Source organism: Actinospineispora eucalypti (assembly GCF_039543365.1).
Lineage (GTDB): Bacteria > Actinomycetota > Actinomycetes > Mycobacteriales > Pseudonocardiaceae > Pseudonocardia > Pseudonocardia eucalypti.
Map to the genome: position 1 here is coordinate 39,483 of NZ_BAABJP010000051.1, position 21,542 is coordinate 61,024.

Sequence of the window (21,542 nt, forward strand, 5' to 3'; positions counted from 1 at the left end):
ATTCAGTGAGTGAGGATCTTTCCGAGGAAGTCCTTGGCCCGCTCGGAGCGGGGGGCGGTGAAGAAGGTGTCGGGTTTGGCGTCCTCCACGATCTCGCCGTCGGCCATGAACACCACGCGGTGCGCGGCGCGCCGGGCGAAGCCCATCTCGTGGGTGACCACGAGCATGGTCATCCCTTCCTTGGCGAGGCCGGTCATCACGTCCAGCACCTCCTGGACCATCTCCGGGTCCAGCGCCGAGGTCGGCTCGTCGAACAGCATCACCTTGGGACGCATGGCCAGCGCGCGGGCGATGGCGGCCCGCTGTTGTTGACCGCCGGACAGCTGGGCCGGGTACTTGTCCCGCTGGTTGGTGATGCCCACCCGCTCCAGCAGCTCCAGCGCGCGCTTCTCCGCGTCGGCCTTCGGCGTGCGGCGCACCTTCAGCGGAGCAAGGGTGACGTTCTCCAGAATGGTCTTGTGCGCGAACAGGTTGAAGCTCTGGAACACCATGCCCACGTCCGCGCGCAACCGGGCGAGGTCCTTGCCCTCGGCCGGCAGCGGCCGGCCGTCCACCTCGATGGTGCCGCTGTCGATCGGCTCCAGCCGGTTGATCGCCCGGCACAGCGTCGACTTGCCGGACCCGGAAGGGCCGAGCACCACGACCACCTGGCCGCGCGCCACCTCGAGGTTGATGTCCCGCAGCACGTGCAGATCGCCGAAGTGCTTCTGCACGTCGGCCATGCGGATCATCGGTGTGCCGTCCGACGGGGTCGGCGCGGCTGGCGCCTCCTCGGTCATGTGCAGCCTCCTGGGCGCCAACGCGGTTGCGGAAAAGCTAGGCGCCTGAATGGGACTCGTCCAGGCGGTTGGGTAACACTTAGGGTCTCAACTGGGTCACGTGACTAGTCGACGACGCACAGTGATCTATTACAGGGAGCGACACGCGGGGGACGGAAAGCCGGCCCCAGCCGGCGGGGCGGGTAGAACATTGCGGATTTTGCTGGTCGAAGACGATGACCGGGTGGCCGCCGCGCTTGCGCCGGCGTTGCGTCGACACGGCATGAGCTTAAAGCGTCTGGCCGGAGGACGCGACGTCGTGGCGCACCTTGCCGACGCGGACGTCGTGCTGCTCGACCTCGGCCTTCCCGACATCGACGGCGTCGACGTGTGCCGCACCATCCGGGAGACCAGCGACCTGCCGATCATCATCGTCTCGGCGCGGGGCGAGGTGGACGACCGCATCCTGGGCCTGCACTCCGGCGCGGACGACTACCTGGTCAAGCCGTACGACGTGGGCGAGCTGGTGGCCAGGGTGGAGGCGGTGTACCGGCGCCGCCGGGCGGCGCTTCCCGGCGCCGGCCTGCCCGAGGTGATCGAGGTCGACGGGGTGTCGGTGGACCTGGCCCGGCACACCGTGGTAGTGGACGGCGAGTCGGTCACCCTGTCCCGCAAGGAGTTCCAGGTGCTCGCGCTGCTGGCCACGGCGGGCGGCGCGGTGTGCACCCGCAACCGGATCGTTGCCGAGGTGTGGGGCCGCAGCTGGCCGGGCGCGAACCGCACCCTGGACGTGCACGTGGCCACCCTGCGCACCAAGCTGGGGCGGCCCGAGCTGGTGCAGACGGTGCGCGGGGTGGGTTACCGATTGGGCCAGCCGGCGCAGGGCACGTAGGGGGCCGGCGTGCGCAGGCGGTTGCTGGTCACCGTGATGGTGTTGGTCGCGACGGTGCTGGTGGGGCTCGGGGTCCCGCTGGCGGTGACCGGTGCGCGCGCCGCGACGCAGCGCCTCTTCCAGGACCGGCTGATCGACACCGTGCGGTTCGCCTCACTGGCCCAGCGGCCGCTGGTGGAGAACGACCTGAGCTCGTTCACCCAGGACATCCGGCGCTACGACGAGGTGCACGACATCACCGTGGCGCTGGTGGTACGCGGCCCGATCGTGCTCACCGGGTCCCGGCCGCTGGACGGGCTGCCCGACCCGGACCGGGTCGGGGCCGCGCTGGCCGGCCGGCGCTCCGAGCCCTATCCGACGGTGTGGCCGTGGCAGAGCGATCCGATGCTGCTGGCCGAGCCGGTCGTGGTGGACGGGGACGTGCGCGGCGCCGTGGTGACCGTCTCGCCAACCGGTGCCACCCGGGAGAACCTGCTGGTCGAGTGGCTGGTCGTGCTGGTCGGGGCGGTGATCGCGCTCGGGCTGGCCGCGTTGGGGGCGCTGCCCGTGGTGCGGTGGATCATGCGACCGGTGCAGCGGCTGGACACCGCGATGGTGCAGGTGGCCAGCGCGGCGCTGTCCGGGCGGCCGGTGGAACCGGTCGGCGAGATCGTCGGGCCGCCCGAGCTGCGCCGGCTGACCCGCACCTTCGACCAGATGACCGCCGAGGTGAGCCGGGTGCTGGCGACCCAGCGCGCGTTCGTCGCGGACGCCTCCCACCAGCTGCGCAACTTCCTGCAGGCGCTGCGCTCCCGGATGGTGAACCTGGCCGGTGGGGGTGTGGGAGGGCCCGGCGGGATGAACGCCCCCGGCGAGGAGTACGGCGCGGCGATGGAGGAGCTGGACCGGCTGGAGCGGGTGCTGTTCGAGCTGCTCGAGCTGGCCAAGGCGGAGGGCTCGCCGACCGACCTGCACCTGGTCGACCTGGACGCGGCCGTGGCCAAGAGCTTCGAGACCTGGCAGGTGCTCGCCGAGGACGGCGGCGTGCGGCTGTGCAAGGAGGGCATTACCGGGCTCTCCACCTATGCCCCGGCCGGGGCGATGGACAACGTGCTGGACCCGCTGCTGGACAACGCGATCAAGTTCAGCCCGGCCGGCACCGAGATCACCGTGCGCATCGACCTGGACCAGCGGCTGGTGGACGATCCGTACGTGGTGCTCACGGTGTGCGACCACGGGCCGGGCATGCCGGCCAACGAGCTGGAGCGGGCCACCGACCGGTTCTGGCGCAGCCCCAACCAGCACAACGTGGACGGAACCGGGCTGGGCCTGGCGATCGCGCAGGCGCACGCCCGGCGCTGCGCGGGCGACCTGCAGCTGGAGCTGCCCGAGGGTGGTGGCCTGCGGGTGGTCGTGCGGTTGCCCGCCGCCGCGTCGCCCAACGGGGACACCGCGATGCTCGAGGCGCTGTAACAAACTGTTTGGCCGGTCGGTCCGAGCGCCGGCGACGTCTCATCCGTCAGGAGTTACCAATGGGGGCGTCGCCGCCGCGCCCAGGCCACGGAAGACCAGCGGACGCGGGGCACTAGTCCTTGGCGGCGCGGTAGTAGCGCTCGGCGCCGGGGTGCAGGGGGATCGGCTGGGTGCTGATCGCCGCGCGGGGGTCGATGGCCCGGGCGGCCGGGTTGGCGCGCACCAGGCGGTCCCGTTCCGCGAAGATCGCGGCCACCATCTCGTCCGCCATGTCGTCCGGCATCTCGGACGCCACCAGCAGGAAGTTCCGCACCAGCACGATCGTGGTCGGGGACGGGATGCGGTACGTGGTCGCCGGTGCGACGCCGGCGTCGTAGACCGGGTAGCGCTGGTGCAGCGCGGTCACCACCGGCCCCAGGTCCAGCAGCCGGATCGGCCGGACCTCGGCCAGCGCGGTGAGGCCCCCGGTGGGCAGCCCGCCGGACCAGAAGAACGCGTCGATCTGGCCGGCCTTCATCGCGGCCACCGAGGCGTCCAGGCCCAGCATGGTGGCCCGCAGGTCGCGCTGCACGTCCACGCCGGCCACTTCCAGCAGGCGTTTCGCCGCGACGATCACCCCCGAGTCGGAGGCGCCGATGGACACCCGGTGCTCGCGCAGGTCGGCCAGCCTGGTGACCGGCAACTCGGCCGGCACCACCACCTGCAGCGCGTCGTCGTAGATGCGGCCCAGGGCGCGGGGCGCCCGGCCGGGCGGGCTGGGGGTGCCCAGGGCGTTGTCCGTGACGTCGGCGGTCGCGAAGACCACGTCGACCTGGCCGCTGGCCAGCAGCTGCAGGTTCTCCACCGAACCGGCGGTCTGCCGGACCACCGGCCGCTTGCGCAGCCCGAGCCGGATCTGCCAGGCGTCCGCCAGCGCCCCGGCCAGCGCATAGTAGACGCCCTGGGAGAACCCGGCGCCCACCCGCAGCTCCACGTCGGCGAACCGGGCCGAGCAACCCGTTCCGAACGCGGCCCCCACCGCCCCGGCCACACCGGCGCGCAGCAACGAGCGCCGCGACGGCCGGCCTGTGACGGATTGCACCCGGGCATCTTCCCCTTGTGACGGCGGCTGTGCCATATCCGAGCCATATCCGTGCGGTATCGGAACGTTACGGACGGGTGTCGGCGACGCCGTCGCGGACCGGGGCATACCCTGGGGGTAGCGCGAATCCGCCGATCAACCGGCGCTCGTCCCCGATCCAGGAGCAGTCAGCGTGACCCGCAGCTACGCCATCCGAACCTACGGGTGTCAGATGAACGCGCACGACTCCGAGCGGCTGGCCGGCATGCTCGAGGCGGCCGGCTACCAAGCGGCCGAGGACGGCGGCCAGGCCGACGTGGTCGTGTTCAACACCTGTGCCGTGCGGGAGAACGCGGACAACCGGCTGTACGGCAACCTCGGGCACCTGCGGCCGGTCAAGGACGCGCACCCGGGCATGCAGATCGCCGTGGGCGGCTGCCTGGCCCAGAAGGACCGCGCGGAGATCGTGCGCCGGGCGCCCTGGGTGGACGTGGTTTTCGGTACCCACAACCTGGGTTCGCTGCCCGCGCTGCTGGAGCGCGCCCGGCACAACGCCGAGGCGCAGGTGGAGATCAAGGAGTCGCTGGAGGTCTTCCCGTCGAACCTGCCGGCGCGGCGGGAGTCGGCCTACGCGGCCTGGGTCTCCATCTCGGTGGGCTGCAACAACAGCTGCACCTTCTGCATCGTGCCGTCGCTGCGCGGGCGCGAGGTGGACCGGCGGCCCGGCGAGGTGCTCGCCGAGGTGTCGGCGCTGGCCGCCGAGGGCGTGCTCGAGGTGACCCTGCTGGGCCAGAACGTGAACTCCTACGGCGTCGAGTTCGGCGACCGCGCCGCGTTCTCCAAGCTGTTGCGGGCCTGCGGGGAGATCGACGGGCTGGAGCGGGTGCGGTTCACCTCGCCGCACCCCCGCGACTTCACCAGCGACGTGATCACCGCGATGGCCGAGACCCCGGTGGTCTGCCCGCAGCTGCACATGCCGCTGCAGTCCGGCTCGGACGCGATGCTGAAGGCGATGCGCCGCTCCTACCGGTCCGGCCGGTACCTGGCCATCCTGGACGAGGTCCGGGCGGCCATCCCGCACGCGGCGATCAGCACCGACATCATCGTGGGCTTCCCGGGGGAGACCGAGGAGGACTTCCAGGCGACCCTGGACGTCGTCCGCGCCGCCCGGTTCGCCAGCGCCTTCACCTTCCAGTACTCGCCGCGCCCCGGCACGCCGGCCGCCGAGATGGGCGACCAGGTGCCGAAGGACGTGGTGAGCGAGCGCTATCAGCGGCTGGTCGCGCTGCAGGAGGAGATCTCCTGGGAGCTGAACCGCGAGCTGGTCGGCCGGCCCGTCGAGGTCCTGGTGGCGCAGGGGGAGGGCCGCAAGGACGGCGCGACCCGGCGGATGAGCGGGCGCGCCCGGGACGGCCGGCTGGTGCACTTCGCCCCCGGGTCCGCCCAGGTGCGGCCGGGCGACGTGGTGCGCACCGAGATCACCTACGCCGCGCCGCACCACCTGGTGGCGGACGGCGAACCGCTCGACCACCGCCGCACCCGCGCCGGTGACCTGCACGAACAAGGCAGCCGGCCCAGCACCCCGGCCACCGTCACCGGGCTGGGCCTGCCGGCGATCGGCCGGCCGTTGACACCCGCACGGGGAGGCGCGTGATGAACTCCGATTCGCTGGACCGCCTGGACCGCGAGCTGTCCGGGTTCCGCTCCTGGCCCCGGGTGGACCCGGGGGCGACCGCGATGGCCGTCTCGGTCGGCGTGCTGGTGTTGTTGGGCGCCTATGCCCTGCCGTGGACCGGCTCGGTCAGCGGCTGGGGCGTGCTCACTGGGGCCGGCCAGCTCGGCCTGTTGCCCCGGCTGTTCGTGATCACCTCGGCGGTGTTCGGGGTCATCGGGTCGACCGCCGGCCTGATGAGCCGCCTGTGGGCGATCGGCTGGGTGTGCGCGCTCGGCGGCGGGTTCTCCGTGGTGCACGGACTGTGGGCGATCTGGTCGCGGCAGACCGCGCCGGCCGGCTCGCCCGGCCCGGGCATCGGGCTGGTGCTCGCGGTGCTGGCCATGGTGGTCATCACCGGCGCCTGGGTGCGCATCGCCTGGTCCCGCCCCGGCGGCCGGGCCAACGGCTGACGCCTGCTGGCGCGCAATGCCGTTCAGTTAGCGGTCCGGACCTGTCGTCAACGCCGGCGTGCCAGGATCTGCGCGTTGTCGGGCTGCCGCGGCTCGGGTTCCGCCCGGTGCCTTTCGCTCGCCGCCCGCCCACGACGAGCGGCCGGTGCGCCGCAGCCTTCGTAACGCAGCGTTGCCGAACGCGGAGCCTGCGCGGACGACTCCACCGCGGGTGCTCGTCGAGTGCGACACCATCCTGGTTCGATCTTGAAAAAAACCAGACTGGTGTCGACTTCGGTGAGCTGGACGACCGAACCCAGCCCCAAGCCGGTTACGCTCCGTAACGAGGTCGGCGGCCGGAATCGCGAACCGCGGCCGGGTGGCCACCGCGCCGCCGTCCGGGCCATCTTTCGAACCCGACTTCCGCCAAACCGGCGGGCCGGAGACGGCCGACGCGGCCCCTTGACCGAACTGTCTTGGTTCTAGCGCTGGACCGCCTTCTCGGCGGTGGCCAGCCACTCCCGCCACTGCTCGGCCTGGCTCTCGGCCTGCTTGGCGCGCCGGTCGTCGCCGGCGGCGCGGGCCTTCGCGGCCTGCGCCTCGAACTGCTGCACCCGCTCGCGGAACTGCGCCACCCGCGCGTCCGCCTCCGGGTCCGAGCGGCGCCACTGCCGGTCCAGCCCCTGACGGATGCGCTCCTCGACCGCGCGCAGCCGGTCCTCCAGCTCGCGGATCCGCTCCCGGGGGACCTTGCCGGCGCCCTCCCAGCGCTCCTGGATGGAACGCAGCGCGGCGCGGGCCTGCTCCGGCTTGCTGGTGTCGATCTTCGCCGCCTCGGCCAGCAGCTCCTCCTTGCGCGCGGCGTTCGCCGCGAACTCCGCGTCCCGCTCGGAGAACACGGCGGACCGGTGGCTGAAGAACGTCTCCTGAGCCGCCCGGAACTTCTGCCAGAGCGCGTCGTCGGCGTCCTTGGGTGCCCGGCCGGCCGCCTTCCAGTCCGCCATCAGCTGCTTGTACCGGGCCGCCGTGGCGCCCCAGTCGGTCGACTCGGTCAGGCTCTCCGCCAGGCTGACCAGCTCTTCCTTGCGGGTCTTGGCGGCGGCGCGCTGTCGGTCCAGTTCGGCGAAGTGTGAGCCCCGGCGGCGGTTGAACGAGTCCCGGGCGCGGGAGAACCGCTTCCACAGCTGCTCGTCGGTCTTGCGGTCGATGCCCCGGATGCCCCGCCACTCGTCCAGCATCGACTTGAGCCGGTCGCCGGCGTGCTTCCACTGGGTGGTCTCGCCGGCCAGCTGCTCGGCCTCGGTGACCAGCGCCTCCTTGCGGGCGATGGCCTGCGTCCGGTTGGCCTCGCGCGCCTCGCGGGCGCCCTCGACCGCCTGCCGCGCGGTCTCCACCAGCGAGTCCAGGTGGCTGGCCAGCCCGGTCACGTCACCGACCACGGCGGCCTCGGCCAGGCCCTCCCGCAGGTGCCGGGCGCTGGCCAGGGTGTGCTTCGGGTCGCCGCCGCCGGTGGCCAGCCGGGACGTCAGCAGCTCCACCTCGGTGCGCAGGTCGTCGAACCGGCGGGCGAAGTGTGCCAGGCCTTCCGCCGGGGCGCCGGCCTGCCAGCTGCCGACGACCCGCTCGCCGTCCTCGGTGCGCAGGTAGACGGTGCCGTCGTCGTCGACGCGGCCCCAGCGCTCCGGCTCGGCGCTGGCCGGTGGCACCGGGTGCACGATCGCCGGCGTGCTCGGGGCCACCGCGACCGGAGCGACCGCCGCCGGGGTCGTGGGCACTCCGCGCGGCTCCGGCGCGACCGGCCGGGGCGCGTCGTGGGCGGACGGCCTCGGGGCGGCTGGTCTCTCTGGTTGCGGCCGGGGCGGGGTGGCCATGTCCGGCCTGGGGCCGGGTGCGGCGTGGGCTTCCGGCTTGGGCCCGGGTGCGGCGGGTGCTTCTGGCTTGGGTCCGGGTGCGGCGGGTGCTTCCGGCTTGGGACCGGCGGCGGGTGCTTCCGGCCTGGGGCCGGGTGTGGCGTGGGCTTCCGGCTTCGGTCCGGGTGCGGCGGGTGCGTCCGGCTTCGGGCGGGGTGCGTCGTGGGTTTCCGGGCCGGGGTCGGCTCCGAGTTTCGGGCCGGGGGTGGGGGGTCCGTCAGATGTCGGCCGGGGAGCCGGCGGCATCGGGCGGGCCGCCGGGTTCGGCGGCGGTGCCGGCCGGGCCGGGGGCGGCGCGGGGACGGGCGGCTGGCCGGGCCGGGGCACCGGGCGTGCCTCCGGCGGGCCCGGCCGGGGGGCGGGTGCTGGTGCCGCCTGCTCCGGATTCGTGTCCGGCTGGTGCGACGAGCGGGGCTCGGAGACTTCCTCGGTCTCGGCGGCTCCCGTCGTCGCGTGCCTCGCTACGTCGGTCCAGGTCCTCTCTTGCTGCCCCACCGTCGGCCTCCTGTGGTTCCGGCCCGGCCTTGGTTGGGCCGGGCGCTCCGCGTCGCGGAGCCTGCGCGTAGGGCCGCCGTTGCGCGCGACCCGTCCGCGATTCAAACAGTTCGACGCCCGGACGGAAACAAAATCTGACCGATCTGGGCAGTCAGCGGTGGTTACGGAGAGCCGAGCCGGCCGTTCGCGACCCACCGAACGGGTGGCCGATTAGGCTGACCGCCCGTGGTCGACATGGTGGCGGTGGTGCCTTCACCTCCGTTGTTGGTACCCCAGTTGGTGGCCGGCCGGGCGGCGGAGACGGCGGAGCTGCGGTCCGCGTGCCTGCGGGCGGCGAGCCGGTTGGCCGACGCGGCGGACCGGTGGATCGTGGTGGCCGCCGATCCCGGAGGCCGCCGAACGCTGGTTCAACCGGTCGGCGGCACCTTTGTGGGTTACGGGGTGGACGTGCCGGTCGCGCTTGCGCCGGGCGCGCCGGTGAAACCGGACCTGCCGCTGCCGCTGCTGATCGCCGGCTGGCTGCGCGGCGAGGTGGCCGAGCACGTGGTGGCCGCCGCCGAACTGGTGCCGCCCGACCTGTCCGCCGAGGAGTGCCGCGCGATCGGTGCCGACCTGGCCGGAGGGGCCGGTTCGGCCGGGCTGCTGGTGGTCGGCGACGGCGCGATCACGCATACCCAGAAGGCGCCGGGTTACCTGGACCGGCGGGCCGGCCCGTTCGACGACCGGGTGGCGGACGCGCTGGCCGCCGCCGACCCGCACGCCCTGCTCGCGCTGGATGTCCGCCTGGCCACCGAGCTGGGCGCGGCCGGCCGGGCGCCGTGGCAGGTGCTGGCCGGCGCGACGCTGGCGCTCGGCGGTGAGTGGCACGGCGAGCGGCTGTACTCGGCGGCGCCCTACGGGGTGGCCTACCACGTGGCGGTGTGGTGGCTGTGAACGTCGTTGCCGTGCTGGGGCCGACGGCCACCGGCAAGTCCGACCTGGGTGTCGCGCTGGCCCGCGAGCTGGGCGGCGAGGTGGTGAACGCGGACGCCATGCAGCTGTACCGGGGCATGGACATCGGCACCGCGAAGCTGGCCGTGGACGAGCGGCAGGGGGTGCCGCACCACCTGCTGGACGTGCTGGAGGTGACCGAGACCGCCTCGGTCGCCGCCTTCCAGCGGGACGCGCGGGCGGTGATCGAACGGTTGCGCGCGGCCGGCCGGGTGGCGGTGCTGGTCGGCGGCTCGGCGCTCTACCTGCGCGCGGTGCTGGACGAGATGACCTTCCCCGGCACCGACGCCGAGGTCCGGGGCCGGTTGGAGGCCGAGCTGGCCGAGGCGGGCCCGGCGGCGCTGCACCGCAGGCTGGCCGAGCGGGACCCGGCGGCCGCGTTGGCCGTGCTGCCCAGCAACGGCCGGCGGATCGTGCGCGCGCTGGAGGTCATGGAGATCACCGGCCAGCCGTTCAGCGCCCAGCTGCCCGAGCTGGGCGAACCACGCTACGGCGCGGTCCTGCTCGGCCTGGACCTGGACACCGACACGCTGGACCGGCGGATCGGCGAGCGGGTCACCCGGATGTTCGAGGCCGGCCTGGTGGACGAGGTGCGCGGGCTGCTGGACCGGGGCCTGCGGGATGGGCGCACCGCGTCCCGCGCGGTCGGTTACCAGCAGGTGGTCGCCGCGCTGGACGGCCGCTACGACCTGGGCGAGGCGGCCGAGGACACCGCGCGGGCCACCCGCCGGCTGGTCCGCCGGCAGCGCGCGTGGTTCCGCCGGGACCCGAGGATCCGCTGGTTGGACGCGTCCGGGGTGCCGCTGCGCGCGGCGCTAGAGTTGGTACGTGGCTGATCCGGAGGCGGGCATCGGGTTCCGCAAGGGGCACGGCACCGAGAACGACTTCGTGCTGCTGCCCGACCCGGACGGTGCCCTGGAGCTGACCGAGTCGCGGGTGCGCGCGCTGTGCGACCGGCACCGGGGGCTGGGCGCCGACGGCGTGCTGCGCGTGGTGCGCGGGGCCGCGGCCGGCCGGCCGGACACCGAGTGGTTCATGGACTACCGCAACGCCGACGGTTCGGTGGCCGAGATGTGCGGCAACGGCGTTCGGGTGTTCGCCCGCTACCTGGTCGAGGCCGGCCTGGTCACCGGTGAGGAGCTGGTCGTCGGCACCCGGGGCGGCCCGAAGCCGGTGTGGCTGCGTCCCGACGGCGAGATCACCGTGGCCATGGGTGAGGTGCGTACCGGGCCGGCCAGCTGGGCCTCGCTCGGCGGCCGGCGGTTCGAGGGGCTCGCCGTGGACGTCGGCAACCCGCACCTGGCGTGTGTCACCGGTGTCGCCGTGGACGGGCTGGACCTGCGCGACGCGCCGGAGTTCGACCCCGGGGTGTTCCCGCACGGGGTCAACGTCGAGCTGGTGAACGTCCTGGACGCGGACACCGTCCGGATGCGGGTGTACGAGCGCGGCGTGGGGGAGACCCGGTCCTGTGGCACCGGCACGGTCGCCGCCACCGCCGCCGCGCTGCTCGCCGCCGGCCGGGACGCCGGTGAGCTGGAGGTACGGCTGCCCGGCGGCCGGGTCCGGGTGGCGCTCTCGGCCGACCGGACGGCCACCCTCACCGGCCCCGCGGTGCTGGTCGCGGCCGGTGAGCTGGACCCGGACTGGTGGCGAGCGCACTGACCCGCCGGAAAACGGGTGCGGGGCGTGGGACCATGGCTGATGGTGTGTCCCGACGTGTGGAAAGACGAAATTGACCGAAGCTAACGAGTTTTTCGAGCCCTCCGCCGGTGACCTGGAGCTGGAGGAGCGGTCCTCCCTGCGTCGGGTGGTGGGCCTGTCCACCGAGCTGGCCGACGTCACCGAGGTCGAGTACCGGCAGCTGCGCCTGGAGCGGGTGGTGCTGGTCGGCGTGTGGACCGACGGCACCGCCGAGCAGGCCAACGCCTCGCTGGCCGAGCTGGCCCGGCTGGCCGAGACGGCGGGTTCGGCGGTGCTGGAGGGCCTGGTGCAGCGCCGGCAGCGGCCGGACCCGGCGACCTACGTCGGCGCCGGGAAGGTGGACGAGCTGCGGGACGCCGTGCTGGCCAGCGGCGCGGACACGGTGATCTGCGACGGCGAGCTCTCCCCGGGCCAGCTGCGCCAGCTGGAGGAGAAGCTGAAGGTCAAGGTCATCGACCGGACCGCGCTGATCCTGGACATCTTCGCCCAGCACGCCCGGTCCAAGGAGGGCAAGGCGCAGGTCGAGCTGGCCCAGCTGTCCTACCTGCTGCCGCGCCTGCGCGGCTGGGGTGAGGCGCTGTCCCGGCAGGTCGGTGGCCGGGCGGCCGGCGGTGTCGGTATCGGTGGCCGCGGTCCCGGTGAGACGAAGATCGAGCTGGACCGCCGGCGGATCCACCGCCGGATGGCCAAGCTGCGCCGGGAGATCGCCGCCATGCGCACCGTGCGGGACACCAAGCGCGGCGCCCGCCGGCGCAACGAGGTGCCCGCCGTGGCCATCGCCGGCTACACCAACGCCGGCAAGTCCAGCCTGCTGAACGCGATCACCGGCGCGGGCGTGCTGGTGGAGGACGCGCTGTTCGCCACCCTGGACCCGACCACCCGGCGGCACGAGACCCCGGACGGCCGCACCTACACGCTCACCGACACCGTCGGATTCGTCCGGCACCTGCCGCACCAGCTGGTCGAGGCGTTCCGGTCCACCCTGGAGGAGGTGTCGGCGGCCGACCTGCTGGTGCACGTGGTGGACGGGTCCGACCCGATGCCGGAGGAGCAGATCAAGGCGGTCCGCGAGGTGCTGGCCGAGATCGGCGGCCGCCCGGGTGAGCCGATGCCGCCGGAGCTGCTGGTGGTGAACAAGGTGGACGCCGCCGGTGACCTGCAGCTGGCCCGGATGCGCCACCAGGTGCCGGACGCGGTGTTCGTCTCCGCACACACCGGCGCCGGGATGGACCGGCTGCGCGAGCTGATCGCCGACCGGCTGCCCCGCCCGGACCACCGGCTGGAAGTGCTGCTGCCCTACACGGCGGGCGCACTGGCCGCCCGGGTGCACGAGCACGGTGGGGTGCTCGCCGAGGAGCACCGGCCGGACGGCACCTGGCTGCGGGCCCGGGTCGGTCCGGAGCTGGCCGCGTCGCTGGCCGAGTACCGGGTGGACGCGGACCTGGATGAGAACCAGGAGGAGCCCCGGGGCTCGGACCGGGACGTGGATGTCCCGGTGGCCGGGGACGGCCGGCGCGGCGCGGCGGGCTGAGCCACGGGCGCGGTGCTCACCCGCGCGCACCGGACGACGGCCCGGGGCGCCGCGCTCGGTGGATCGGTGGTGCTGGCCGCGCTGTTCATGGCGCTGCCGGCGGGCGCCGAACCCGAACAGGGCGGCGGCCCGGCCGAGCCGAAGCGCCAGTGCACCGTCTCGGACAAGCGGCTGTCCGAGCTGTCCGGGCTGGCCACCGACGGCGGGCAGCGGCGTTGGGCGATCTCCGACGGCGGCTCCCAGGTCCGGGTGTACGAGCTGGGGCCGGACTGCGCGGTGCGCAACGTGCTCAGCTCACCGGTGAACCCGTACGACGTGGAGGACCTGGCCCGCTCACCGGACGGGACGTTCTGGCTGGCCGACACCGGGGACAACCAACGCTCGCGCTCCACGGTGGCGTTGATCGCGCTGCGTGGGCGCGGCCCGGCGGTGGTGCACCGGCTCCGCTACCCGGACGGACCGCACGATGCCGAGGCGGTGCTGCTCGCCCGGGACGGCCGGCCACTGATCATCACCAAGGAGCCGGTGGCCCCGGCCGGCGTGTACCGCCCGGCGCGCGCGCTCACCGGGGGCGCGCCGGTGGCGATGGAACGGGTCGGCGAGGTGAGCCTGCCTTCCTCGACGACCAGGGGCGGGCCGATCGGCGGCATCGGCGCGCGCACCGTGACCGGGGGCGCGACCAGCGCGGACGGTACCGTGGCCGCGCTGCGCACCTACACCGACGCGTGGCTGTTCCACGCGCCGGACGGCGACCTGGTGGCCGCGTTGGGGCGTGAGCCGGTACGGGTGCCGCTGCCGGGCGAGCCGCAGGGGGAAGCGGTCGCGTTCGACGGGTCCGGGGCGCTGCTCTCGGGCACCGAGGCCCGGGACGGCGCACCCGCCGGTTTGCGGGTGGTGCCGGGTGCCGTGGTCCTGGCGCGGACGGACCCGGACGCGGAGCCGGCCCCCGACGCGGCGCCCACCGACCCCTCGGACAGGCCCAACTGGCTGGGCCGGACCCTCGCGGTGGTCGCCGTGCTCGGCTTCGGCACCGCCGGCTGGCTGAGCTGGCGGCGAGCCGGCTGACCTCAGGACGACGCGGACCTCAGAGCCGGCGCAACACCGCCACCACCCGGCCCAGCACCGTGGCCTCGTCCCCGGGGATCGGGTCGTAGGCCGGGTTGGCCGGCATCAGCCAGATGTGCCCGTCGCGGCGCTTGAACGTCTTCACGGTGGCCTCGCCGTCGATCATCGCGGCCACGATGTCGCCGTTCTCCGCGACCGCCTGCTGGCGCACCACCACCCAGTCCCCGTCGGTGATCGCGGCCTCGATCATCGAGTCACCACTCACCGTGAGCAGGAACAACGTGCCTTCACCGACGATCTCCCGGGGCATCGGGAAGACGTCCGAGATGGCCTCCTCGGCCAGGATCGGCCCGCCGGCCGCGATCCGGCCGACCACCGGGATGAACGCCGGTGAAGGCCGGTGCGCGCGCAGCTCCTCGGCGACGCCCGGGTCGTCGTCGCCCCGGGCGGCGATCGCGCCCAGCTCGTCCGGGCCGCGCACGTCGACCGCGCGGGTGCGGTTCGGGTCGCGGCGCAGGAAGCCCTTCCGCTCCAGCGCGCGCAGCTGGTGGTGCACCGACGAGGTGGACTGCAGCCCGACCGCGTCGCCGATCTCCCGCACGCTCGGCGGGTAGCCGAACCGTTCCACCCAGTCCCGGATGACCTCGAGCACCTTGCGCTGCCTCGGGGTCAGCCCCGCCGGGTCGGCGCTCGGCGGATCGGGGAACGAGCGTACTTCCGCCCGCGACCCGGTGGTCACCTCGTCTTCGGTCGATCCGCGTGTCATGTCGGCCGAACCTCCCTGCCTTCCGTGTTTCGCGGCCCTCGCGAGGAGGGCGCGGCCTGTCCGTTCTGCTGGCACCGTAGACCGGCCGTCCGACAACTCCAAACAAATGTTCGACGACACGCGGGACCAATTTTCCGGTTTTGTCGGTGCCCGGTGGTAGACATCGTCGCACGGTCGTTCGATCGAACGGTCGTGCGAGGTCCGTTCTACCACGAGGTGTCGAGGAGGCGTGATGAACCGGAGCGTGAGCACGGTGCCGGCGGTGAACGAGCGGCCCGAGCGGCCGGTCGATCAGGCGGCGGTGCCCGAGCAGCGGGTGGCCCCGGCCGCCCGGCGCGGTCGGGAAGCGGTGCGGCCGGTGCCGGTCCGCCGGGAGAGCGTCCGGCCCCTGCCGTCCGGCCCGGGTCGGCGGGTCCGGCCGGTGGCGCCGTCGGCGGTGTCGTCCGCACCGTCGGTGCCGGCGGCGTCGCCCGAGGGCGACCGGCTCGCGGCCGCCGTGCGCCGGCACCCGGCCGGGCGGCGCGCGGCCGCGATGCGCCGCCACCCGGCGGGACGGCGGGTGAGCCCCGCGCGGCCCTCGGCCGTGGCCGCCCGGCGGCCGGCCCGGGCGCGGGTGGAGGCGCCACGGGCCGTGCCGGGGCCGTCCTGGGTGGTGTTGCTGCTGTCCGGGCTGATGGCCGCCGGGCTGGTGGTGGGGCTCGGCCTGCTGGCCGACGCGGTGAGTGCCGCCCGGGTCCCGGACCGGGTCGGTTCGGTCCAGGTGCAGGCCGGCGAATCGCTGTCACAGGTTGCTCGCCGTGCCGCGCCGTCCGCCGATACGGGTGCGGTGGTCCGGCGGATCGTCGAATTGAACGACCTCGGCTCACCGTCCGTACAGGCCGGGCGGGTGTTGCTCAGTCCCATCGGGTGAGTTCGCGACGATCCACGCCATATGGGGTCTGTCGGCTTTGCTAGCCCCTACATCTTGTGGTTACATGGATGTGGTTCGGCCACCAGCCGAACGCGGACGTGTGGGGGAGGATGTCCACCGGTGCGTTGCCCGTTCTGTCACCACGCCGACTCCCGGGTCATTGACTCGCGGGACGTCGAGGACGGCAAGGCTACTCGACGCCGTCGCTCGTGCCCGGAGTGCGGGCGCCGGTTCACCACGGTCGAGGAAGCGGTGCTGGCCGTGGTGAAGCGCAGTGGGGTCACCGAGCCGTTCATCCGGGACAAGGTCGTCAACGGGGTCCGCCGGGCCTGCCAGGGCAGGCCGGTCGGCGAGGACGCGTTGCAGCACCTGGCCCACCGGGTCGAGGAAAGCATCAGGGCGGGGGGAGCGGCCGAGGTGCCGAGCCACGAGGTCGGGCTGGCGATTCTGGGCCCGCTGCGTGAGCTCGACGAGGTCGCGTATCTCCGCTTCGCCAGTGTGTACCGGTCGTTCTCCAGCATCGACGACTTCGAGAAGGAGATCGCCGACCTGCGCGACGCCGGTGCGGGCCAGCCACCCGGGGCATCCAAGCCGTCCGACACCGAATAGCCGTACCGCGAGATCCGCCAGAGAGGGACTACACGCATGACCGAGGCTGTGGGCCGCCAGGGCCAGCAGAGCCAGCGGGGGGACAAGGCGACCGCTGAGGGGAAGGCCCGCAAACGGGGCGGCGCGCTGCGCATCGAGCGCGTGCACACCACCGCCGGCGTGCATCCGTACGACGAGGTCCGGTGGGAACGCCGGGACGTGGTGATGACCAACTGGCGGGACGGCTCGATCAACTTCGAGCAGCGCGGGGTGGAGTTCCCCGAGTCCTGGTCGGTCAACGCGACGAACATCGTGACCAGCAAGTACTTCCGAGGGGCCGTCGGCTCCCCGCAGCGGGAGAGCAGCCTCCGCCAGCTGATCGACCGGGTGGTCTCCACCTACGTCGCGGCCGGCGTCGAGCACGGCTACTTCGGCTCCGACGAGGACGCCCAGGTCTTCGAGCACGAGCTGACCTGGATGCTGCTGCACCAGGTGTTCAGCTTCAACTCCCCGGTCTGGTTCAACGTCGGCACCGCCAGCCCGCAGCAGGTCAGCGCCTGTTTCATCCTCTCCGTGGACGACACCATGGAGTCGATCCTGAACTGGTACCGCGAGGAGGGCCTGATCTTCAAGGGCGGCTCCGGCGCCGGGCTGAACCTGTCCCGCATCCGCTCCTCCAAGGAGCTGCTGTCCTCGGGGGGCACGGCCTCCGGGCCGGTCTCCTTCATGCGCGGTGCGGACGCGAGCGCGGGCACCATCAAGTCCGGCGGGGCCACCCGGCGCGCGGCCAAGATGGTCGTGCTGGACGTCGACCACCCGGACATCGGCGAGTTCGTGCAGACCAAGCTGCGCGAGGAGGAGAAGATCCGGGTCCTCCGGGACGGCGGCTTCGACATGGACCTGGGCGGCGCGGACATCGCGTCGGTGCAGTACCAGAACGCGAACAACTCCGTGCGGGTCTCCGACGAGTTCATGCGCGCGGTGGAGGACGACGCCCAGTTCGGGCTGCGCGCCCGCCTCACCGGTGAGGTGATCGAGAAGGTCAGCGCGCGCGGGCTGTTCCGGGACATCGCCGAGGCGGCCTGGGCCTGCGCGGACCCCGGCGTGCAGTACGACGACACCATCAACGACTGGCACACCTGCCCGGAGTCCGGCCGGATCACCGCGTCCAACCCGTGCAGCGAGTACCTGCACCTGGACAACTCCAGCTGCAACCTGGCGTCGCTGAACCTGCTCAAGTTCCTCGGCGAGGACGGCGAGTTCGACGCCGTCCGGTTCACCAAGTCGGTCGAGCTGGTGATCACCGCGATGGACATCTCGATCTGCTTCGCGGACTTCCCGACCGAGCCGATCGGCGAGACCACCCGCGCGTTCCGCCAGCTGGGCATCGGCTACGCCAACCTGGGTGCGTTGCTGATGGCCACCGGCCGGGCGTACGACTCGGAGGGCGGCCGGGCACTGGCCGCCGCGATCAGCTCCCTGATGACCGGTGTCGCCTACCGGCGGTCGGCCGAGCTGGCCGGCGTGGTCGGCAGCTACGACGGCTACGCGCGCAACGCCGAGGCGCACCAGCGGGTGATGCGCAAGCACGCCGCCGCCAACGACGCGATCCGCACCCTGCACCCGATGGACACCGGCGTGCACCGCCTGGCCACCAAGGCCTGGCAGCAGTGCCTCAAGACCGGGGAGAAGAACGGCTGGCGCAACGCGCAGGCCAGCGTGCTGGCGCCCACCGGGACCATCGGCCTGATGATGGACTGCGACACCACCGGTATCGAGCCGGATCTGGCGCTGGTCAAGTTCAAGAAGCTGGTCGGCGGCGGGTCCATGCAGATCGTCAACCAGACCGTGCCGAGGGCGCTCGGCGCGCTGGGCTACCCGACCGAGCAGGTCGAGGCGATCGTGGAGTACGTGGCCGAGCAGGGCCACGTGGTGGACGCGCCGAGCCTGAAGCCGGAGCACTACGAGGTGTTCGACTGCGCGATGGGCGAGCGGTCCATCCCGGCGATGGGCCACGTGCGGATGATGGCCGCCGTGCAGCCGTTCATCAGCGGTGCGATCTCCAAGACGGTGAACATGCCGGAGTCGGCCACCGTGGAGGACGTCGAGGAGATCTACCAGCAGGGCTGGAAGCTGGGCCTGAAGGCGCTGGCCATCTACCGGGACAACTGCAAGGTGGGCCAGCCGCTCTCCAACGCCAAACCCAAGGCGGCGGAGGCCGAGGAGCCGAAGACGGTCGTGGTGGAGAGCCGCCCGGTGCGGCGGCGGCTGCCCAAGAAGCGGCCCAGCCAGACCGTGTCGTTCACCGTGGGCGGCGCCGAGGGCTACCTGCACGCCGGCTCCTACCCGGACGACGGCCTCGGCGAGATCTTCATCAAGCTGGGCAAGCAGGGCTCCACGCTGGCCGGCGTGATGGACGCCTTCTCCATGTCCATCTCGGTCGGCCTGCAGTACGGCATCCCGCTGGAGTTCTACGTCTCGAAGTTCTGCAACCAGCGCTTCGAGCCGGCCGGCATGACCGACGACCCGGACATCCGGATCGCCACCAGCGTGCTGGACTACCTGTTCCGCCGCCTGGCGCTGGACTACCTGCCCTACGAGAAGCGCGCCCAGCTGGGCATCTTCTCCGCCGACGAGCGCACCGAGCAGGTCGCCGACAGCTACGGCTCCGAGGTCGACCTGGACGCCCTGCGCAGCACGGTGGAAGCCACCCCGGCGGCCCAGGAGCAGGCCCAGTCGGAGGAGAGCACCTCGGCGCCGCTGGCCGCCGGCAGCTCGACCGAGCTGATCGAGCTGCGCCAGGGCAAGGTGGCCGACGCGCCGCTCTGCCTGACCTGCGGCACCAAGATGCGGCCGGCCGGTTCCTGCTACGTCTGCGAGGGCTGCGGCTCCACCTCCGGCTGCAGCTGACCCGTCACAGCCGTCCGCTCCCCACCGGCGGCCACCCTCCCGTACGGGACAGTGGCCGCCGGTGTGGCGAGGTCAGGGCCGGAATACGGGTCTTCCCCGATGCCGCCGCCGGTGCCCTGCCGGTTCACTGGTGGCATGTGGAAGTTGATCGGGCTGGTGGCCCTGGTGGTGCTGAGTTGTGTGCTCCTCGGGCACGTCGCCAAGGCCGTGATCGGGCTGGCCCTGATCGCCCTACTGGTGATCATTGCGAAGGCCGTCTACCAGACCGTCACCTCGGCCCGCGCCGGATGAGCTGACTCAGGTGGCGCTGCGCTCGGCGGCGGCGTCCGGGTCGGCCGGAGTGGTCCCGGAGCGGAGCAGTTGGCGCCACTGTTCGAGGTTCCAGGTGGCCGGCCGGGTTTCCTCGAGGAACCGCTCCAGCGTGGCGACGAACCGCGCCGGGTCGGTGTGAAACGGGAAGTGCCCGGCCCCTTCGAAGATCTCCAGCCGGCTGCCCGGCATGGCCTTGTGCGCCCTCCGGCCGTGCTCCACCGGCACCACCGCGTCCCGCGAGCCCCAGACCAGCAGCGTCGGCATGCCCTGGGTGAGGTAGCAGCGGTCCAGCATGGTGATCACCTGGCCGCGCCAGTCCACCACCGAACGCAGGCTGCGGATGAAGGCGGCCCGCGCGGTCGCGTCGGGCAGCGCGTCCACCACCCGCAGCAGGTCGGGCGCGTCCTGGCCGAGCGGGGTGTCGAGCGCCCGCAGCAGGGACACGGCGATCCGGGTCTGCCAGCGGGCGGTGGGCAACCGGGGCAGCCGCAGTGCCCACTCCGCGCCCGGCAGGGTGAGCGCCCGCAGCAGCAGGCTGACCTCCGGGCCGCCGCCCCCGCTGCCCACCAGCACCAGGCGCTCGGTGCGTTCCGGGAACTGGTAGGCGAACTGCATGGCCACGCCGCCGCCGAGCGAGTGGCCGACCAGGGTGGCCCGGCGCACGCCCAGCACCCCGAGCAGGTCCCGCACCCCGTTCGCGTAGGCGGCCACCGAGTAGTCGGCCCTCGGCTTGTCCGAGAGCCCGTGCCCCAGCAGGTCCGGGGCGATCACCAGATAGCGCCGGGCCAGCGCGTCCAGCACCGGTTCCCAGGTGACGGAGTTGTCCCCGATGCCGTGGATGAGTACCAGCGGGGAACCCGAGCCGGCGACCCGGAACGCCCGGCGGTATCCGTGCACCGTCCGGAACCGGAGCTCCGGGGCGCGCACCGGCACCGGGCCCAGCCGCCCGCCGGCTCCGTGGTAACCCCGGGGCGCCGCCATCCGCCGAGGTTAGAGCGCCCGCGCGGCGAACAGTTTCCGCTCGCGTTGCCGGTGGGTTACCTAGCGTCCGGTCACTCGGTCGGGCCGCCCTGGTGCTCGGCGAGGAACCGCTCGACCTCGGCGCCCAGCTCGTCGGCGGTGGGCAGGGGCTGGTCCTCGGCGAGCAGCGAGGGACGCTGCTCGCCGATGCCGCCGCCGGCCGAGTCGTAGCGCTGCTCCAGCGCCTCCACAACCCGGGTGGCCTGCTCCGAGCTGGCCACCTTGCGCTGGATGTCGGCGCCGACCGCCTCGGCGGCCTCGGTCAGGGCGTCGGTGGGCAGCAGCAGCCCGGTGCTCACGCTGACGTGGTCCAGCAGCGTGCGCGCGGCGTGCGGGTACTCGGTCTCCGCCAGGTAGTGCGGCACGTGCACGGCCAGGCCCATCGCGTCCTGCCCGGTCTGCCCGAGGCGCAGCTCCAGCAGCGCGCCGGCGCTGCCCGGCAGCTCGGCGGTGGACTCCCACTGCTCGTGGTGGTCGATCAGCTCGGGACGGGTGGCGTGCGCGGTGACCCCGGCCGGCCGGGTGTGCGGCACGGCCATCGGGATGGCGTTCATGCCGACCGTCACGTCGACGCCGAAGTACTCGACCAGCTCGCCGACGGCGGCGGCGAACCGCTCCCACTGGAAGTCCGGTTCGGGGCCGGTGAGCAGCAGGAAGGGGGTGCCGGCCAGGTCACGCAGCGCATACAGGGCGAGGATCGGCTCCTCGTAGTCCGCCCAGCGGTTTCCCTCGAAGGTCATGGTGGGCCGGCGGGACCGGTAGTCGATCAGCTGGTCCGCGTCGAACGTGGCCACGATGGTCGACGGCAGAGCGGAGAGCAGGTGGTCGACGGCCAGCCGGCTGGCGTGCCCGGCGTCGATGTAGCCGCCCATGTGGTGAAGCAGCACGAACGGCTCGTCACCGCTGGCCATCGGGGCGTCCGACGGTCGGGTGAGCGCGGCCTGCGCGTCCTCCTCGACCTGGTACAGCTCGGTGGGATCCAGCATCGCGGGACCTCCTCGGGGAATTGCGTCGTTGCCAGTCTCAACGCACCGCGGCGTTAGATCCATCCCATTCCCGTGCTTGGCGTCCGTTGGCTC

General features: G+C 73.1%; 19 protein-coding genes. 13 read left to right on the plus strand and 6 right to left on the minus strand.

Annotation, left to right across the window (positions count from 1 at the left end):
- Positions 1-2: 2 nt before the first annotated feature.
- Positions 3-731: an ATP-binding cassette domain-containing protein gene (locus tag ABEB12_RS34875; RefSeq protein WP_185066109.1), complete on the minus strand. Its 729-nt coding sequence runs from the start codon at positions 729-731 to the stop codon at positions 3-5.
- Between the two features lie 238 nt (positions 732-969).
- Between ABEB12_RS34875 and ABEB12_RS34880 the strand changes: the two genes are divergently transcribed.
- A complete protein-coding gene (locus tag ABEB12_RS34880; protein ID WP_185065077.1) occupies positions 970-1,650 on the plus strand; it encodes a response regulator in 681 nt (226 codons plus the stop codon).
- Between the two features lie 9 nt (positions 1,651-1,659).
- Complete coding sequence (locus tag ABEB12_RS34885) at positions 1,660-3,102, plus strand: ATP-binding protein (protein ID WP_185065078.1); 1,443 nt, start codon at positions 1,660-1,662, stop codon at positions 3,100-3,102.
- A 112-nt stretch (positions 3,103-3,214) separates the two neighbouring features.
- On the opposite strand, the gene ABEB12_RS34890 is transcribed toward ABEB12_RS34885, so the two are convergent.
- Positions 3,215-4,183, minus strand: coding sequence for a TAXI family TRAP transporter solute-binding subunit (locus ABEB12_RS34890; RefSeq protein ID WP_185065079.1), 969 nt, complete (start codon positions 4,181-4,183; stop codon positions 3,215-3,217).
- A 172-nt stretch (positions 4,184-4,355) separates the two neighbouring features.
- On the opposite strand from ABEB12_RS34890, the gene miaB reads away from it, so the two are divergent.
- Both miaB and ABEB12_RS34900 read left to right on the plus strand, forming a co-directional pair.
- Positions 4,356-5,816 (plus strand): tRNA (N6-isopentenyl adenosine(37)-C2)-methylthiotransferase MiaB, encoded by a 1,461-nt coding sequence (gene miaB / locus ABEB12_RS34895; RefSeq protein WP_185065080.1) that lies wholly within the window; start codon positions 4,356-4,358, stop codon positions 5,814-5,816.
- Positions 5,816-6,286 carry an Rv2732c family membrane protein gene (locus tag ABEB12_RS34900; RefSeq protein WP_185065081.1) on the plus strand — a complete coding sequence of 157 codons (471 nt, stop codon included), beginning with the start codon at positions 5,816-5,818 and terminating at the stop codon, positions 6,284-6,286. Before miaB ends, ABEB12_RS34900 begins: the two co-directional genes overlap by 1 nt.
- Before the next feature lie 461 nt (positions 6,287-6,747).
- On the opposite strand, the gene ABEB12_RS34905 is transcribed toward ABEB12_RS34900, so the two are convergent.
- Entirely contained in the window at positions 6,748-8,136 is a 1,389-nt protein-coding gene (locus ABEB12_RS34905; protein ID WP_185066110.1) for a DUF349 domain-containing protein, read from the minus strand.
- A 768-nt stretch (positions 8,137-8,904) separates the two neighbouring features.
- On the opposite strand from ABEB12_RS34905, the gene ABEB12_RS34910 reads away from it, so the two are divergent.
- The 5 genes from ABEB12_RS34910 (at position 8,905) to ABEB12_RS34930 (ending at position 13,957) form a co-directional block, all read left to right on the plus strand.
- Positions 8,905-9,603 carry a class III extradiol ring-cleavage dioxygenase family protein gene (locus tag ABEB12_RS34910; protein WP_185066111.1) on the plus strand — a complete coding sequence of 233 codons (699 nt, stop codon included), beginning with the start codon at positions 8,905-8,907 and terminating at the stop codon, positions 9,601-9,603.
- Positions 9,600-10,496, plus strand: a complete 897-nt coding sequence (miaA, locus tag ABEB12_RS34915; RefSeq protein WP_185065082.1) for a tRNA (adenosine(37)-N6)-dimethylallyltransferase MiaA — start codon at positions 9,600-9,602, stop codon at positions 10,494-10,496. The genes ABEB12_RS34910 and miaA overlap by 4 nt, the downstream gene beginning before the upstream one ends.
- Positions 10,489-11,322 carry a diaminopimelate epimerase gene (gene dapF / locus ABEB12_RS34920; protein WP_185065083.1) on the plus strand — a complete coding sequence of 278 codons (834 nt, stop codon included), beginning with the start codon at positions 10,489-10,491 and terminating at the stop codon, positions 11,320-11,322. The genes miaA and dapF overlap by 8 nt, the downstream gene beginning before the upstream one ends.
- A gap of 70 nt (positions 11,323-11,392) precedes the next feature.
- A complete protein-coding gene (gene hflX / locus ABEB12_RS34925; RefSeq protein ID WP_185065084.1) occupies positions 11,393-12,892 on the plus strand; it encodes a GTPase HflX in 1,500 nt (499 codons plus the stop codon).
- Positions 12,893-12,904: 12 nt separating this feature from the next.
- Positions 12,905-13,957 carry a hypothetical protein gene (locus ABEB12_RS34930; RefSeq protein ID WP_185065085.1) on the plus strand — a complete coding sequence of 351 codons (1,053 nt, stop codon included), beginning with the start codon at positions 12,905-12,907 and terminating at the stop codon, positions 13,955-13,957.
- 19 nt (positions 13,958-13,976) lie between these two features.
- Here ABEB12_RS34930 and lexA read toward each other — a convergent pair whose 3' ends face one another.
- A complete protein-coding gene (gene lexA / locus ABEB12_RS34935; protein ID WP_185065086.1) occupies positions 13,977-14,723 on the minus strand; it encodes a transcriptional repressor LexA in 747 nt (248 codons plus the stop codon).
- Positions 14,724-14,955: 232 nt separating this feature from the next.
- Between lexA and ABEB12_RS34940 the strand changes: the two genes are divergently transcribed.
- From ABEB12_RS34940 to ABEB12_RS34955, 4 genes are all read left to right on the plus strand, one after another.
- Positions 14,956-15,633 carry a LysM peptidoglycan-binding domain-containing protein gene (locus ABEB12_RS34940; RefSeq protein WP_185065087.1) on the plus strand — a complete coding sequence of 226 codons (678 nt, stop codon included), beginning with the start codon at positions 14,956-14,958 and terminating at the stop codon, positions 15,631-15,633.
- A 120-nt stretch (positions 15,634-15,753) separates the two neighbouring features.
- A complete protein-coding gene (gene nrdR / locus ABEB12_RS34945) occupies positions 15,754-16,242 on the plus strand; it encodes a transcriptional regulator NrdR (RefSeq protein ID WP_185065088.1) in 489 nt (162 codons plus the stop codon).
- 36 nt (positions 16,243-16,278) lie between these two features.
- A complete protein-coding gene (locus tag ABEB12_RS34950; protein ID WP_185065089.1) occupies positions 16,279-19,131 on the plus strand; it encodes a vitamin B12-dependent ribonucleotide reductase in 2,853 nt (950 codons plus the stop codon).
- 135 nt (positions 19,132-19,266) lie between these two features.
- Entirely contained in the window at positions 19,267-19,422 is a 156-nt protein-coding gene (locus ABEB12_RS34955) for a hypothetical protein (protein WP_185065090.1), read from the plus strand.
- A gap of 6 nt (positions 19,423-19,428) precedes the next feature.
- On the opposite strand, the gene ABEB12_RS34960 is transcribed toward ABEB12_RS34955, so the two are convergent.
- On the minus strand, positions 19,429-20,424 hold the full coding sequence (locus ABEB12_RS34960; protein WP_185065091.1) for an alpha/beta fold hydrolase: 996 nt from the start codon (positions 20,422-20,424) through the stop codon (positions 19,429-19,431).
- Between the two features lie 71 nt (positions 20,425-20,495).
- A complete protein-coding gene (locus ABEB12_RS34965) occupies positions 20,496-21,449 on the minus strand; it encodes a PAC2 family protein (protein WP_185065093.1) in 954 nt (317 codons plus the stop codon).
- Positions 21,450-21,542: the final 93 nt, after the last annotated feature.